This window comes from Microcoleus sp. EPA2 (genome assembly GCA_020882975.1).
Classification (GTDB): Bacteria; Cyanobacteriota; Cyanobacteriia; order Cyanobacteriales; family Microcoleaceae; genus Microcoleus.
This window is the reverse complement of record JAHRFD010000006.1, coordinates 177297-191525: the sequence shown is the minus strand read 5'-3', so window position 1 is coordinate 191525 and position 14229 is coordinate 177297. Positions and strand designations below refer to the sequence as shown.

17 protein-coding genes are annotated in these 14229 nt (G+C 44.4%); 4 read left to right on the top strand and 13 right to left on the bottom strand.

The window, feature by feature from the left end; all coding sequences use genetic code 11:
• The first annotated feature begins 130 nt into the window (after positions 1-130).
• The 3 genes from AAFP14_RS08665 to AAFP14_RS08655 all read left to right on the top strand — a co-directional run bounded on the left by AAFP14_RS08665 (position 131) and on the right by AAFP14_RS08655 (position 2421).
• Complete coding sequence (locus tag AAFP14_RS08665) at positions 131-850, top strand: hypothetical protein (protein WP_341731878.1); 720 nt, start codon at positions 131-133, stop codon at positions 848-850.
• A 282-nt stretch (positions 851-1132) separates the two neighbouring features.
• A complete protein-coding gene (locus AAFP14_RS08660) occupies positions 1133-1492 on the top strand; it encodes a hypothetical protein (protein ID WP_015179737.1) in 360 nt (119 codons plus the stop codon).
• Between the two features lie 407 nt (positions 1493-1899).
• Positions 1900-2421 carry a hypothetical protein gene (locus AAFP14_RS08655; protein ID WP_341731877.1) on the top strand — a complete coding sequence of 174 codons (522 nt, stop codon included), beginning with the start codon at positions 1900-1902 and terminating at the stop codon, positions 2419-2421.
• Between the two features lie 107 nt (positions 2422-2528).
• Here the strand turns inward: AAFP14_RS08655 and AAFP14_RS08650 are convergent, their stop codons facing one another.
• Positions 2529-2762, bottom strand: a complete 234-nt coding sequence (locus tag AAFP14_RS08650) for a hypothetical protein (protein WP_332949736.1) — start codon at positions 2760-2762, stop codon at positions 2529-2531.
• A 178-nt stretch (positions 2763-2940) separates the two neighbouring features.
• On the opposite strand from AAFP14_RS08650, the gene AAFP14_RS08645 reads away from it, so the two are divergent.
• On the top strand, positions 2941-4122 hold the full coding sequence (locus tag AAFP14_RS08645; RefSeq protein ID WP_341731876.1) for a ParB N-terminal domain-containing protein: 1182 nt from the start codon (positions 2941-2943) through the stop codon (positions 4120-4122).
• Here AAFP14_RS08645 and AAFP14_RS08640 read toward each other — a convergent pair.
• The 12 genes from AAFP14_RS08640 to AAFP14_RS08585 all read right to left on the bottom strand — a co-directional run bounded on the left by AAFP14_RS08640 (position 4064) and on the right by AAFP14_RS08585 (position 14182).
• Positions 4064-4486 (bottom strand): hypothetical protein, encoded by a 423-nt coding sequence (locus AAFP14_RS08640; protein WP_341731875.1) that lies wholly within the window; start codon positions 4484-4486, stop codon positions 4064-4066. The genes AAFP14_RS08645 and AAFP14_RS08640 overlap by 59 nt on opposite strands.
• Before the next feature lie 58 nt (positions 4487-4544).
• Positions 4545-5666 (bottom strand): DUF6753 family protein, encoded by a 1122-nt coding sequence (locus AAFP14_RS08635; RefSeq protein ID WP_341731874.1) that lies wholly within the window; start codon positions 5664-5666, stop codon positions 4545-4547.
• 476 nt (positions 5667-6142) lie between these two features.
• Entirely contained in the window at positions 6143-6940 is a 798-nt protein-coding gene (locus AAFP14_RS08630; RefSeq protein WP_333471054.1) for a P-loop NTPase family protein, read from the bottom strand.
• Between the two features lie 43 nt (positions 6941-6983).
• Complete coding sequence (locus tag AAFP14_RS08625) at positions 6984-7496, bottom strand: hypothetical protein (protein WP_341731873.1); 513 nt, start codon at positions 7494-7496, stop codon at positions 6984-6986.
• On the bottom strand, positions 7489-9171 hold the full coding sequence (locus AAFP14_RS08620) for a hypothetical protein (protein ID WP_341731872.1): 1683 nt from the start codon (positions 9169-9171) through the stop codon (positions 7489-7491). Before AAFP14_RS08620 ends, AAFP14_RS08625 begins: the two co-directional genes overlap by 8 nt.
• A gap of 271 nt (positions 9172-9442) precedes the next feature.
• Positions 9443-9676, bottom strand: a complete 234-nt coding sequence (locus AAFP14_RS08615; protein ID WP_341731871.1) for a hypothetical protein — start codon at positions 9674-9676, stop codon at positions 9443-9445.
• The gene (locus tag AAFP14_RS08610) at positions 9654-10016 is read right to left on the bottom strand and encodes an HNH endonuclease (RefSeq protein WP_333230031.1); all 363 of its coding nucleotides are present in this window, start codon (positions 10014-10016) and stop codon (positions 9654-9656) included. The genes AAFP14_RS08615 and AAFP14_RS08610 overlap by 23 nt, the downstream gene beginning before the upstream one ends.
• Positions 10017-10315: 299 nt before the next feature.
• Positions 10316-11125 (bottom strand): peroxiredoxin-like family protein, encoded by an 810-nt coding sequence (locus AAFP14_RS08605; protein WP_341731870.1) that lies wholly within the window; start codon positions 11123-11125, stop codon positions 10316-10318.
• Between the two features lie 102 nt (positions 11126-11227).
• Positions 11228-11785, bottom strand: a complete 558-nt coding sequence (locus tag AAFP14_RS08600; RefSeq protein ID WP_341731869.1) for a hypothetical protein — start codon at positions 11783-11785, stop codon at positions 11228-11230.
• Between the two features lie 200 nt (positions 11786-11985).
• Positions 11986-12495 carry a hypothetical protein gene (locus AAFP14_RS08595; RefSeq protein WP_341731868.1) on the bottom strand — a complete coding sequence of 170 codons (510 nt, stop codon included), beginning with the start codon at positions 12493-12495 and terminating at the stop codon, positions 11986-11988.
• A gap of 121 nt (positions 12496-12616) precedes the next feature.
• Complete coding sequence (locus tag AAFP14_RS08590) at positions 12617-13318, bottom strand: GIY-YIG nuclease family protein (RefSeq protein WP_341731867.1); 702 nt, start codon at positions 13316-13318, stop codon at positions 12617-12619.
• A gap of 663 nt (positions 13319-13981) precedes the next feature.
• Entirely contained in the window at positions 13982-14182 is a 201-nt protein-coding gene (locus AAFP14_RS08585) for a hypothetical protein (protein ID WP_341731866.1), read from the bottom strand.
• Positions 14183-14229: the final 47 nt, after the last annotated feature.

Below are 14229 nucleotides of genomic sequence, written 5' to 3'. Positions count from 1 at the left end.
CTAAAAATTTAACTAACATAATTAAGATTTAGCTTCCTGCTAATGAGCGAAATTCTCCCCCTCAAGTGGAGGGGGTAATTGTGCCTAACGGCACTCATAAATTGATGTTATGTAAGTTAAATTGTCAATCATGGCCACAACTAAAAAACAAACAGCAGCCACTCCAAATCGCTCTCAGTCACCAGTGCCTGCTAAATCAAAACCGCCCGAAAAACAGAACAGTCAAACAGTCGGCAGTAACAATGGAGCTAAATCAAAACCTCAACCTAACCTCAGCCCTGAGCAACTTGCTGTCGAGCTAGTCAAACAGATTCGCAATACAATTCATAAGAAGTACGGTGTGACAATTCAGCGTCGCGATAGCCGTATTTCGACAAAGGTTGGCCACGCAATTCGCGAAAAACTGGGATTGGATATTCAAGCTCAGTTGAACAAGCGCAACGGCAATGGCAATGGTAAAAAATTCGACTGGCAAGAGTGGAACAATACTGTGTTTCCCAAGCTAGTTGGCCGGCCTGATGAACTCAAGTATGATGTCGAAGTTGTTGCTTTAGCGATGAGCCAACTTTACGATACAATTGCTGACAATCCACAAGCTGCTATTGCCGATTTAATGGAGTTCAATGCTCAAAGCTTAAAGCGTCGCAACGAGTTAGCTAAATCCTCTGAAGAAGATACTGAAGAACTCGATGAGGATGACGATGACGATGATGAAGATGATGACATACTCGATGAAATTGATGACGATGACGATGACGAGGAAGGCGATGAGGAAAGCGATGAGGATGACGATGAGGAGGATGATTTTAGTCTAGACGAAGACGAGGAATTTGAGGAAGACGACGAATAATCGCTAAAGTTTGATTAGAAAGCTCTGCTGAAAAAGCAGAGCATTTTTTGCCTCTATCGAGGCCTTTTCCACTAATTGCGATTCAGGGTAATGATTGTCGCCACCGTCCGAATTAGGGCGCTCTGGGAGGCATAGCCAAAAAATTCACAATCAATGAAATCTTGGCATTGGTTGTGAATTTAATTTTACCCACCCACCCACCCCAGGAATTTTTTGAATTAATTCTAATTAGCGAACTGTCGTCGCTTCAGTTGTGAAGAAAAAACACAAGGAGTGTTAATCATGGCTAATCGCAAATCCGCTCCAACTCCAATGCAAAAGCAATTTGCAGAAACTCTTGAAGAACAGCGCTTCGAGATGTTTTTGCACGTTGCCCGCGAGTTAACGGGACGTGCCAAACAGCGACAGTTGCAGAAAGGTAAAGCTCTTGACTGGGAAGCGTTCAATACTTGGTTTAACAAGCAATATGAAGGCTACTCGGCTGACGAGATGCTTGAAGAAATCTTGAGCAACGTTTACTGGCTTTCATCTGAGCAAGCAGTGATTGACTTGCACTTCCGTTATATCGAATCGGCAGTCAAAGCTTCTCATAAGAAAAAGGCAACTGACGATAATGAAGAGATTGATGATTTTGTCAAGTAATCAATGACGACCCCCGATAAAGGGGATAAAATCCTGCTTGGAGCAGGATTTTATTTACCCGCCCACCCACCGCATTAATTCGATTTGCGACATTTATGATCGCATTCTCACAAGGATTTAGTTAATAGCACTTATGGAGTAATAACTTGATTATGTCATTCTGAACCCTTGACGGAGTTTACCATCGAGCGTAGCAAAGGTTCCGCAAGTAAGGCGAATAATCTCAAAGCTTTGCAACACAGTTACAAAGCGTAAGTTATGGTTAATTGGTTTTATCCGAGAATGTAGGTTGCTCAATAAGTCAGCGTAAAACCCTTTTGCAATAAATTAAATAACTGTTTTTTTTTAAAAGCTTTGATATTAAACGCGAGCGCGTTTGAGAGATGTTCCACTTGCAAATTATAATCATGTACGAACCTATTCAGCATTTTCTTACCCTCACAATTGAAACTGTGGTAATTTTTGGTTACGGTGGCTTAATTGTTCACTATCTCGCTACGCTGTTAGCATCGAAGCGGATGAATCCTTCTGAAAAACTCTCAGCAGAACTTGCCCCAGATTTTGTGCCTCTTCTCAATAAAATTGCTTCCTTTCCTGCTGTTGCCGAATGTGCAGCAACTCCAGAACCCACAGAAGAACAGCGCCTCACCTCTTCGCTACAAGTTCAAGCCGAATTTGCTTCTAATATTCAACTCGATACCGACACATTAAATCTACCCTTCATTCAAGTCGATAGCCTGACTCTTCGACAATGCCGCACCGTTATTCGAGCGCTCAATTCCACTCTCCCACGAAGTGAGCATATTCGCATTAAACTCAACAAAAAAGATGTGCCAGCCGATTCGTTAAAATTTCAAATTAAGAAGCACTTTGAGCATCGACCGCAGCAAGTTGTCTCCCTAATTGAGCAAATTTTGAGAGTTAGTTAGCACGCTCGGGGAATCAACAAGCCAATTAGTCTTTTATTTCAAAACAACTTATGGTAACGATTTGATAGAAAGTTTTTTTATCTAACCTCCCTTTCCATATCTGGCGATTAGTTACTTTTTTCACCATTGCCAAGGGGAATCAGACCCCGGCCAATCTGTTCTATCAACTCGTTGAGACTCAATCCGCGTTCAATGGCGATCGCGCGAATTCCCTCCCATCCCACCGACGTTACCTGGATATTCCTTTGCTTCTTGGGTTCTTCATAGCGAGGTTGCCCGCCTGAGCGGTTGAGATTGGCTAACGAGTTGGGATGAGGCTGGATTCCTTTACTAGGTGGCATAGCGTCGATAACGTTTCCCTTTTTCAACTATTTTCGCATTTTCTTGACGGTTTTCGACAGTCGCTATGTTATCGTTGAATAATTAAACGAAAATTCAGCCCGCGCCTAGCCATAAGCTGCGTACAATAGTCAGCGCGGGCGCGACTGGCATGAGACAAGCGAGTCAGGAATGCGTCAAATGCAATCAGAAGCCGACAATCAAGAGCAACAACCGTTAATCGTTTTGCCAGGGGGTGTTGGTGTGTACACCTCCTCCGTTGCGGAAGAACTGCGGATAGACTCTGAATTCCAATCCCTCATCCCTCCCCTAAGTAAGGGCGAAAAAGCAGCCCTGCAAGCCAGTATTCTAGAGGAAGGATGTCTCAACCCGCTAGTAGTCTGGGCGGAAAAAAAGCTTCTCATCGACGGTCACAACAGGTATTCTATTTGTACCGCGCATAGCATCCCCTACCAAACTGTAGAGATGTCTTTCGATAGCCGGAATGCAGTCAAGGTTTGGATGATTGGCAACCAACTAGGGCGTCGCAACCTGACACCCGAATCTGTTAGTTACCTGCGCGGCACGTGGTACGAGCTAACCAAGCAATCTCACGGGGGCAAGCGTTTGGCAAACTGTCAAAATGTCAGCTTGACAGACAAAACAGCGCCAGAGGAGGCAAGCTGTCAAAATGACCACTTGACAGACAAAACAGTGCCAGAAGGAGCAAGCTGTCAAAATGGCAGCTTGACAGACAAAACAGCACGAGAGTTGGGAGAACGGTTCAAAGCTTCCCCTAGGACGATTTACCGGGATGCCAAATTTACTCAAGCTGTGGATGCCCTCAGTTCTCTTGGAGGAGAAGATGTGAAGTGGAAGATTCTTAACCGCTCTGCTGGGCTGACAAAGAAGGAAGTTCTTGCTTTGGCTTCGGATGCTCGCAGTCGTCCGGCTCAAGTTGCCAAAACTTTACAGGGGCGGTGCCGTTCGGTAAAGCCTGAAGATAAACCTGCTATCGCTCACCACCTGACGCTCAAAATGGGTGCCTTAGTGGAAGTGTACGCGCCCGATCGCCAGGACGTTAACGGTCGGTTGGGGCGCATTCAGTCAGTGGGCGAGAAAACGGCTACCGTGTGGATGCGGCACATCCCTACTCTTGCCATGAATTTGCATACCTTCAAACACTCAGCTCTTACTGCTGTACCGCTCGAAAATCAACCGGGACTTCAAGAAATTTGCGATCGCACTGGCCGACTTCACAAATTAGGAAATCTAGATCCCTTTGAAGTCGAAATTCTGAACTTGTTAGAAAGAGCAACGGTTCTTACTCCCACCGAATTGCAGTATTTAGAACAGATTGAGGATAGACACAAACTTGATTGAGTGCCTCACAACTATTCTTCTTTTTGATAACAGCAATAACTTCGGAAATTTTAGTTGATTCACTTGATAGTTCAAACACTGAGTCAATCAATTTTTGTTGAGCTGCTAATTGTTGCAGTGAATAACAAGCTATTGCTCGCACTCGCTCAGGACACTTGCTAGCATTTTTGGCAGCAAACGGTCCCCAGAAAGCACTCAGTACAATCTTAATCTGTTCCGATATTGGGTATGTTTGACTCAAACAGTAATCCCAAACCATCTCATCGAATGGGTCGTTTAGTGCAACTAAAACACCCGATATTTGCGACTGCACTTGCTTCTGATTTTGGTCAGGTAACGGCTGATTGTTCAAATTGGCAATCATAGATTTCTCCTGTTAAGCTAACTTATTTACATCCCACTCAAGACTTTAGTATTTGCCCTCAAGGAACAAACTGTCGTTCTTGAGGGGAGCGAATCCACAAAGTACAAAATCCTTTTTGTGCAGGTTTACCTTCTACTGTCAGCGTCACCCCCAATCGATTTATCTCAGTTTCACACAGTTTTTTGCCACCTTTCTCGCTCAACAAAGCTTGATTCCAGCTCATAAATTGGCGAGCATATTTTCCTTCATTGCTGGTTGCCCACTGAATTGTATCCGCGTTCTTGCGAGCAAACTGACCCTCTTTGCTCAGCCCCCATTCGAGCGCTACGGCTTGTTCTAAAGTGAGCTGGCGCGGCCCTTTTGGGTCGAGTTCAGGCGCTGGAATGAACCGGGGCAGCGCTAACCCGATAAACGCGCCGATCGCCATCGCCCCTAACACCACCCCGCTCCCAAAAATCACCGACCAAATATCGTGAGCAACTTTCTCTAAAGCTGCTTGTCGCACCAGGGTGTAAACTGAGTTGGAAATGTGGCGATGTTGCACCTTAACAGCCGCTTTTCCCTGCCGTTCTAAAAACTCCCTGCTTTCTTTTTCCCAATTTTCAGTAAGCTGGCGAACTTGTTCCAGTTCTTGAGAAATAACAGCTTGAGAATCTTTCAAATCACCTTGCCATTGAGATTGCCAATTCTTGAAAAACTGGTCAATTTCTTGCGGTTTTTTTTCTAACAGTAGTTCGAGTTGACCTGTCGCCAGTAATACGATAAAAAGTGGGTCATTTTTATTGAGGCCGTATCGGTAAGCTGTCTGAATGACATGAGAGCGAAATTTGGAGTCTTTTCCCTTGAGTACCTGGCTAATTAGTGACTCAGTATCTCTCTCGTACATGGGAGGGGCCGATAAAGGATCTCTGTTCAGAGCTTCTCTTTCCCTCGAATCATCGTCTATGAGTTCCCAAAACTCCTCTTCATTTAGCTTACTCCCATCTGATTTCAACTTTTCTTCTACTGCATCTTCTGGGAATGTATCTGGAGAATCGGACAAACTTTGCGAATTTTCAGCGGATTGTATGGAATTATTTTTGGTATTATTAAGTCTGCCCTGTTCCCTTGGCGTTTCCAATATCTCGCCAAACTCTTCAGAGTCAACTTCGGAAAGTTCTTCTAAAAGTCGATCGGACATTTAACCTCCTACCTAATCAAAATCCTAATCTTTATGCTGTTCTGCATCGCGCCTTCTATAGTCTGAGCTCACATTTTGTCCGTCCCATAACGAGTTCATCACGCATTGACTCTAAAATTTACAGTCCTGGACGCAAATTATCGGTTTAGACACTACCTGTAGTAGTAAGATGCGTTTTGGTACACTCAACCCGCTCAGGAATGGTGAAGAAGTTTTTGAAACCCAGGAAATCTCGTAGCGGGCGATCGATCAATCTTCTTACTTTCAGAGTTTAAACGCAATAAACAACGTTTATTGCTAAGATCCAACGCTTGGGATAACACAACTGCGTTGATTGCACTCAGCCAGCGGGCTGGTTTCGGCACACCCTATCAGTAGAGTCTGTGCGTAAGCCTTAATTTAGATTCTTAAAAGCTTACGATACCTTTTTTACAAATTACAGCCTCCTGAGACTTTACAACCTGTTGCTTATTTTGTTACTCATTTGGCTGCTCATTTTCTATCTGCATTTCCTCATTTATTTTTCGTTCGTAGGCACCGATAACTTCTTTTTTATTGCGATTGGGTGCGTTGTTAAACAAACCTACATCTTCTATGAGACGGAAACAGTCTTCCAGAAAAGTATGCAATCGCTGCTGACTAATCAAGAAGAATTCAGAGTGTTTCATTGCTTGAGAAAATGACAACCGCTTCGTATCAATAAACTTGCGCTCTCTTGCACTCAGCGCCGGCAAGTCTACGACAGGAATTCGGTAATTATTAATGAGCTTGTTCATTTCCTTATGGCTTTGTACGTGCGACCAATCTTTGCAAACTCCAAAATTACGGACAAAAATGTGATTGAGCTTACCTTCAAAGTAGTTGAAAGAGTCAATAAACATTTCAATGCTGTCAGTCGTGCCGCCGCAAATAAACCACTTGCAAACATCAACTCCTGACTGCTCTTTAAAATCAGGAGAAGTTAAATTAGCTTCGTCAATCCATTTGTTGATAATGCCGTAAACCCGTGCTGGTAAATTGACAATAACAGGAGTCTCCACTGCCGTTTCAAAAATAATGTCGATCTCGAAAAACTTCTCTTCATCCTCAACTAAAGCTACGATTTTTGCATTGTGTTCAGGATAGCGCTGCTGCACGTCAGGATTTTGAAAATCGCCATCAATTAAGGTGTACAGTAGTTCATACTTCTGATTGAATTCAACCAGAAGCCGAGTTAGCATCGACTTGCCAACGCCACCTTTCTCGCCGTCAACCAAGTGAATCATGTTAGTCATTTCATTCCTCCTTGCTGGATGCCTATTAAAGACTTAATAATTTTTAACTAAAGCTAGGCCCGACCATTGCGGGATCGAAACCAGCTAAGTTAAATGCGCTGTTTTCAAACTCAACTTCTCCCGCAAAGTCCTCTGGTTCTTTTTCTTCGGATAAACTTGCTGGCTTTGAACACTCAGTGGTAGTTAATTCCGTAGCAATAGATGCACCTGGATTCGACAAGTGAGAGAAAGTAGCTAAAGGAATTAAACCCGAAGAAATACCAGGGGCAATTGCTCCTAACTCGGTACAGTTAAATCCCACATCTCGGCAAACTTCATCTATCTGTCTGAGCAAAAAATTAATGCTTTCTCGCCTCAAATACTCTAAGTCTGTACTAGAATGATTACCGCTATTGCGTAAAGCTGCTAACAGCCACCGCGCTTTTATCAGAGGTAAAATCGTTTCCTTTAAACTAAAAAAAGGATGATTTTGCAGGTAAGACAGCAAGATAGCGTCTTCGGAATCTGGCAAAACTTGACAGCGCCAGCAAAATTCCTTGTAGCGTTTTCTAGGCATAATTTCTCACCTTCTTTCCAGAACCTCGGTAGGGCCCTCCCAATAAGAGGGCTGCATCTAAGTTTGATTCAGATTCCTCTAATGAAGGTTCTGTATTCGACTCATCACTCAATTCATCAGAAGCATCTAAGCTGCTATCTTTGATACTTAAATCAGCCTTTTGTTGAGCGGCAATTTCCGTGTTTTGTTCAGTAATATCTTCAGTCTTTTGTTCAGTGGGTTCCTCAAATTTTTGTTCAGTAATATCTTCAGTCTTTTGTTCGGCGGGTTCCTCAAATTTTTGTTCAGTAATATCTTCAGTCTTTTGTTCGGCGGGTTTCTCAAATTTTTGTTCAGTAGATAGCTCGGATTTAGCGTGAGTAAATTGCTCAAATTTTAATTGAGTAGGTTTCTCGGATTTTGGCTGAGTAGAGTGTTCAGATTTTGGCTTGGTAGATTGTTCAGATTTTGGCTTGGTAGATTGTTCAGCACATTCTTTTACACTCTGTATATCAGTCGGAGGGACTGGAGCATCTCCTGAAGTGGAAGTTGTATCTTCTGCCCTCTGAGAAGTTGCGGCAACAGACCTTTGCCTCAGTACCTCAAACTGAGATTTGAAGTAAGAAAATAGTCCATAAACATCAGCTATGCGGCAACCTAAGCCATCAGGATCGAGCGTTTTTGGCACTGTTATACCTGCGTGCCAAGACAGCGAATAATGAGAAAACTGATTTCGCAGTTCTGGCTTCATATATTCAGAAGTACCCCCGCAAAATACAATTTCATCTAAATCGGACGGCAGCACTTCATTAATCCAATGAGATAGCATTCGAGCGTAGTCGAAGCGAGACAGCTTGACTGCTTCAATCAATTGGTCAACTTCTCGATCTTTAGCTGTTTCCTCTCGATTCCGAGCAATTCGGTAAAAGTAAGGGCGGTTGTAGCTTACGCCCGCTTGAGCGATTGATAAAGCCAAACGGGAAGCATCGTAGTTAGAGGTTCGCTCTTGAACTAGATCCACCAACCTTACCATTCCTAAGTCTGAAGTTTTGCCCTTACCGACAGCACCGCGTGCCGAAACTATTACCGAAGCATTGCGAAATCCTACCATCACAAAGGCAGTTACCCGCTGCTTGAAGGCTGAACCTAAATTGCTGTTGTGGATCAAAGCAATGCCGCCGCCTTCTTGCAAAGCTTGGGTTTTGTCCAGGGTGACGGATAGCTTGCCGGTGGGTGTTTCAAATGAAGCAGAGTATTGATTTAATAGCTCAAAAAATTGTTTGGAGTCATTAAATTCACCTGGGGGCAAGAAAACGGAGATCCCAGCGCTGAATTGATTGCCTAAATCTAACTTCCGCGACACCACCCACAAAGCTGCTAGAGCTTTGTACAAAGCGCTACTGTACTTCAGTCCCGCCAAACCGATATGAGCATTGAATTGCGCTGCTGCCAGGTAGCCAACGGCTCGACATTCATTACCAATTGCCACCCAAGCGATATTTTCGGGAGATGCCGATGCAAGGTTAGGTTTTGTGAAACAATTGGCTATGTCTTGGCTCACCGGCCCCACCTGCGATTCCATTACAAAGGAGCTTGCTTTACTGCCTGCTTGCGAGCTTTGGCAGAAAACTCTAGTAGATAAGCCGCCAAAATCTATAGCCAGAATCGCATCTGGTATTGATGGTTTTTTCTTCATAAACGCTGGATTTTCTTACGTTATAAAATGATAGTATTGGCTTCTATTTAAGTCTGACCTCACCAATTATGGTGATTTAGGATAGTTTAAATAGCCCCCTCCAAATGACGGGGACAGACTGCCTTCTCCAAATGGCGGGGACAGACTGCCTTTCAAGGAAAATATCTCGGTTTGTGCCGATTGCTTTGCGCTTCCTACAAAGAGCAACTATGTCAAGGTTACGCTAAGATGAAAGGCAAACGATTAATTTTAATAACTATCCTGTCTTCGTTTAACTCAAGTTGAGCCGGGATTTCTGGAGCTTCAAAGAAATAAATTGGGTACGGTAATCTTCGGGCAGCTTGATTTGATGTTTCCGCTCGAAACTCTGCAACTCTGCTTCCGCAAGCGTTGGCCTCAGTTTGTATTGGTGAGAATCTGCGCGTGTTCCGTGCAGATTTTTATCTTCTTGCTGCAAGGGTTGAAGCAGTTCTGCTAATTCTTTAATATTCTTTGATATTTTCAATTGCCGATTCCAGAGAGCAATCCATCATATCCCAGTCAATGCCATCATCGGGGAACAGCGATAATTGTCCAGGCGAGACGTTTGATTGACCGCGATTGTGATAAGAAAGGTGGCAGGCGGTACAAAGAGCAATTAAGTTTTCTGGGCGATTATCCTCTGGTATCCGGTTGCGGTGGTGCACTGTTAAAGTTAAGGAACAACGTTCGGATTTGGTTAAGCCGCTTTGTTTACCGGGTCTGAGGCATTGTTGGTTGCACTTAGCACAGCGCCAGAGCGCACTTTCTTTCACCGATAACGCAATCTCTCGCCAATTTTTTGGATACCTTTTGGGTTTTGCCATAAACGTCAAAGCTCATCTCTCTATAGGGCGATCGCTTTTGTTGCCATTACTCAGAATACCGTCTCATCCGGGCATAAAAGCGATCGCATTCGGGGACTTTGGGCATGGTGGGCGGATTGGGTTTTGGTTCGGGTTTACCTTAAGAGAATTGGGTTGTTGGGAGCGATCGCACTCGCCTCGATACACCGGTGCTTTACCCGCATCAAGGATATCTTTTCTTAGTATCTGAAGACGCAAGTTCAAACTACTTCGCAGTACAGGGTATAGTTTGCTCCTGCAAGCTGCAATAAGTGTGCTAGTTAGTGCATATCGTCATGTCCAAGCGAGTCTCCATCAGCCGCCATTTCTGATAGAAACGTCAGGGGATTGCTCATATCAGCAGCGAAACCAAGAATGGCGCGATCTCGATGCTCGTAGACTAAATCTCTCTGAGCGTCAAACAAGAAAGTTGCGCCTCGCTGAGTGAGATAAGCAGCATTTGGAACATAGGTTTTCCAATGACTCAGCACTTCTGTCATATTCCGCAGCCGCAAGGTTGCCAGTTCAAACGGACGCTGGAAACCCTTACCGCCAGCCCACCGGAAAGTGGAACCTCTGAGGGGAGGAAGAGGAAAAGCTTGGATAACTTCATCATCACCAATTAATTGAGGTGCTCTGGCGTCGCCTCGATACCCTCGAAATACTTCTGCCAAAGTGCCGGGGCTACCAATTCCCGCACACATGAACAATAGATTGAAGTAAGCATTCGCAGCGGCCGATAAACCGGGTACTTGTAAGGATAAACCTGGATACAGATCAAGTTTTTGGTGCAGTTGACCAGTGGGATCTACAAATAAACAGTCACTAGGAAATCCTGTATAACTACAGAATCGCTGACCCGATGAGCGATCGCCAATTCCCACAGCTCGAATTGTTATCCCTTGCGATTCCAGCCGTCGAGCGTCCCGTCGCAGCCACCAGGCATATTCAAGACTGTCGAAATCTCCCAATTGTGGCAAGAGCAGCACCAATTGCCTCAGAGAGGATTCGCAACCGCTCAAGATGGGTAAAATGGCTCCATCGCTCACCCGTTGGCGTTCGGTTTGGCTCAAGAAGGTATGAATATTCATCGGCTAATTATTTATGAAGGAATTTAAGTGTGCATTCGGGGAACTTGGGCATGGGGAACTGTTAGGGTGTGGTTCAGGTTTCTCAGAACTGAGGTTGAACACTTATTTGAGTCTGCGATCGCCAGTTTTGAGCGCAGAGTTAGCAATCGCTATTGCAGATTCAGGCGTGCGCGCTTTTGACCAAACTTCGTACAATACGCCATTTCGCTTCCACTGCAACCGAGACCAACAAGCGGCACCGCACTGTTGAATTAGTAACGCATTAGAACCGTCGATTAATTGAATATCTTTAAACTTAGCTTTGGGGTCGGGTGATGTTTTTTCGATATTGCCATCTTTCTTTGCCTTGATTGAAAAGCGAAGAGCCGCATTTCCAACATTTCCAGGTGTATTGTTAAAAGTGACATCGTAGTCAGCATATTGTGATGCGGTAGATACAAAAGCATAAATAATTTCGCTGCTATCAAATTTATATTTTTCGACAGTATCTTCAGATGGCAATAAAATGGGAACATCCGTTTTCTTCGCAATCTGTAAAGCTATTGATTGGATGGAGAAGGTAGAAGCGATTGCTAACTCTATCCCCACAACCGCCGCACTCGCCGCTAAAACCGCCACGCTCAACGAGTATCCCATCCAGGAAGTAACCTTAAACATCATTCACTCCGCGCTACTGTACGTCAATATTGACAGCCTCAACTGTAAGTCTGTTCCCAGCGACCTGACCCAACAGTCCTAGATTACGTCTATCTTTGAGGACTTTGTTAATATCATTCAGGATTTCAATCACCAAACCAACATAAAGTAAAATACTTTAGTTTCTCCCAGAATTTGTGTGTTGAGAACGATCGCACTTCTGCTCAGTTAATCCCCTCTGGGTAGTACAGATCGTCACCCGGCAGCCGTCGCTCGATAACATCTTGCCGGTTGTCCAACATAACCGACTCAACGAATTCACCAAACCGCACATTGTACTCAGATTCAGTACGCTTGATAGTGAATGCCACGTCAGCCCGCCGTTCGATAGATTCTGCCATGCTAGCTTGCACTAAAGCTTGAGCTTTCACGTTACCTTTGCCTTTGGTTGCTTCATGTAACCAATATGCTGTAGCTAACGGAATGGGAATAGGCTTGATTAATTGAGCGTTATCTGCCACTGGAATACTTTGAGCTTGTGTAAAATTGTATCCGTTGAAAGGCAGAGCTAAAGCTGATTTTCCAGTGATAAACCGGGTCAATGCGCTACCCTTTTTATCCACCGCATTCATAACTCCAATCGCATCGACTTTGTAGCCGCCGTCGGGTAACTGGTAAACATGAAGTGGAATTGCACCTAAAAGGATGGTGGCAGAAATAGCTTTAACTGTCATTTGGTAGTTTAAATAAATTACAATTATTAGAAATTAGCCTGCTTTTGACTAATTAATTAATTATATTTACGAGCAAAGAATATAATATACGGACTACCGAACCCAGCAAGTACGGTTTACTCTACATAGAGTGCTGCACCTCGGCGATTCTCTCTTCGATCTGACGAGTTGTCACCCCAATTTTATAGAAGCAGTTCCCATCAGCTTTGACCTCTAAAAAGTAGAGCGAGTTTACCAGAATGCGACGCAACTGCGATCGATAAATCTGCAAGTCAGCCCGCCGTTCTTCCAAGCAAGATAACCCCGCAGATAAAGCAATCTCTACAGAGCCTTCTAACTTCATTAACTCCGACAGCAGCAAGGGTTCTTGGACTTTGTTGAACAACGCCAGGGGAAGCGCACCCATTGGGATTTTACCGAGATGAGTGAATTGATAAGTGCGTAGGAACGGGGCGTAGCCATCGCCCGACGATTCCACCAACTCTTTGAGCTCCCACCGAAAGTTTACCAAGTCTCTGGAAATAGCGTAACCCTTTGCCCCGTACTCTTTCCACAGCACTTTCAACTGTTCCAATTCCTCACCCTTAAGCTGTATGTTGAAGTTGTCGTAGAGGGGCAGCGAGGGGAAAGCTTTGGTTTTAATCCGCTGCGAAACAGGCTTGCAAGTTTCCCTGGTGTGAGCAAAATGGTGCTCTTTCACATTCCCCTTTTTTGCTGTCAGTCCGCCACCGCAGTAGAGACAAGTTAGCTGAGTTTTTCCCCGCACAACTCCATCAATGCCCGCCAGTTCGCCACTGGGAGCAACGCCGTATTTTAGCCACATCGCCTTTCAATTCTCCTAAAAGCAGGTTTTCGTAGGTGCACCCGCTCCACATGATTAATGATTGTAACAAATAAGACAGGTGAGAGCTTCTGGCCTGTGATTGAGAGCGACCGTCACCAATCTGGGAGTTCTTCAGCCGCGTCGAAGAGGGCTTGTGACAGTTGCTCTCTCGGCAACGGTGCAACTAGCTTTTCATCCTGTACGTGGGGAAAAGAACCTTTTATATCCTCAGTTTCAGGAAGTTTCCTTCCTCTAAATCTTTTTACCTGATTGTGGTTCAGTTCTGCTGAAGCTTGTATAAAGGAAAGTGAGCCAAATCATCGCTGTTTCTGAGGCTGGGTTAGGCGCAACCTGAAGCTGATATGGGCAAAACTCACCCCGTCAGACAACGGTAGACCAATATTCTCTCTGTTTGCGGTCATCCTTATCTAATACCAATTTCATAAAATAATGCTACAGATAATACATCTCAAACCCATACTCTGGTAATAACCATCTATCGCACTACTAAATGAAATTGGTATAATGTTTTACTGCATTACTGCATTACTGCATTTATCTGGGTATTGCTTAGCGCCAGGAGGCTGATGCAGTCAGGAAACATACTGTTTCAGGGGCACAGGTGGATGCAGAAAGGTTCGGGCGATCATTAAATCTGATGCTTTAAACAGGCTCATGCCAATAAATTAGGTCATAATGTCGATCGCCCACCTGTCTGATAATGTAAAGCGAGTCGTTAGCGGAGCCCTCTTCGAGGATCGCACTTTGACAAGGAACAAAGTTTGCACTCCGCACCAAACCAGAAGCTTCGTTCTTGAGGACAGGAGAGATGTCACCAAAGAAGAACGTTGGAGCAGTTCTCAATCAAGTAACCTGAGTATCATGCTCAACTTCCTGGAACATAGTTGATT

Coding starts and splice junctions, on each gene's coding strand:
- AAFP14_RS08625 (WP_341731873.1), bottom strand. CDS start 7,496: ATGCCTAGAAAACGCTACAAGGAATTTTGCTGGCGCTGTCAAGTTTTG.
- AAFP14_RS08655 (WP_341731877.1), top strand. CDS start 1,900: ATGTACGAACCTATTCAGCATTTTCTTACCCTCACAATTGAAACTGTG.
- AAFP14_RS08595 (WP_341731868.1), bottom strand. CDS start 12,495: ATGACAGTTAAAGCTATTTCTGCCACCATCCTTTTAGGTGCAATTCCA.
- AAFP14_RS08660 (WP_015179737.1), top strand. CDS start 1,133: ATGGCTAATCGCAAATCCGCTCCAACTCCAATGCAAAAGCAATTTGCA.
- AAFP14_RS08630 (WP_333471054.1), bottom strand. CDS start 6,940: ATGACTAACATGATTCACTTGGTTGACGGCGAGAAAGGTGGCGTTGGC.
- AAFP14_RS08605 (WP_341731870.1), bottom strand. CDS start 11,125: ATGAATATTCATACCTTCTTGAGCCAAACCGAACGCCAACGGGTGAGC.
- AAFP14_RS08620 (WP_341731872.1), bottom strand. CDS start 9,171: ATGAAGAAAAAACCATCAATACCAGATGCGATTCTGGCTATAGATTTT.
- AAFP14_RS08635 (WP_341731874.1), bottom strand. CDS start 5,666: ATGTCCGATCGACTTTTAGAAGAACTTTCCGAAGTTGACTCTGAAGAG.
- AAFP14_RS08650 (WP_332949736.1), bottom strand. CDS start 2,762: ATGCCACCTAGTAAAGGAATCCAGCCTCATCCCAACTCGTTAGCCAAT.
- AAFP14_RS08610 (WP_333230031.1), bottom strand. CDS start 10,016: ATGGCAAAACCCAAAAGGTATCCAAAAAATTGGCGAGAGATTGCGTTA.
- AAFP14_RS08600 (WP_341731869.1), bottom strand. CDS start 11,785: ATGATGTTTAAGGTTACTTCCTGGATGGGATACTCGTTGAGCGTGGCG.
- AAFP14_RS08665 (WP_341731878.1), top strand. CDS start 131: ATGGCCACAACTAAAAAACAAACAGCAGCCACTCCAAATCGCTCTCAG.
- AAFP14_RS08590 (WP_341731867.1), bottom strand. CDS start 13,318: ATGTGGCTAAAATACGGCGTTGCTCCCAGTGGCGAACTGGCGGGCATT.
- AAFP14_RS08645 (WP_341731876.1), top strand. CDS start 2,941: ATGCAATCAGAAGCCGACAATCAAGAGCAACAACCGTTAATCGTTTTG.
- AAFP14_RS08640 (WP_341731875.1), bottom strand. CDS start 4,486: ATGATTGCCAATTTGAACAATCAGCCGTTACCTGACCAAAATCAGAAG.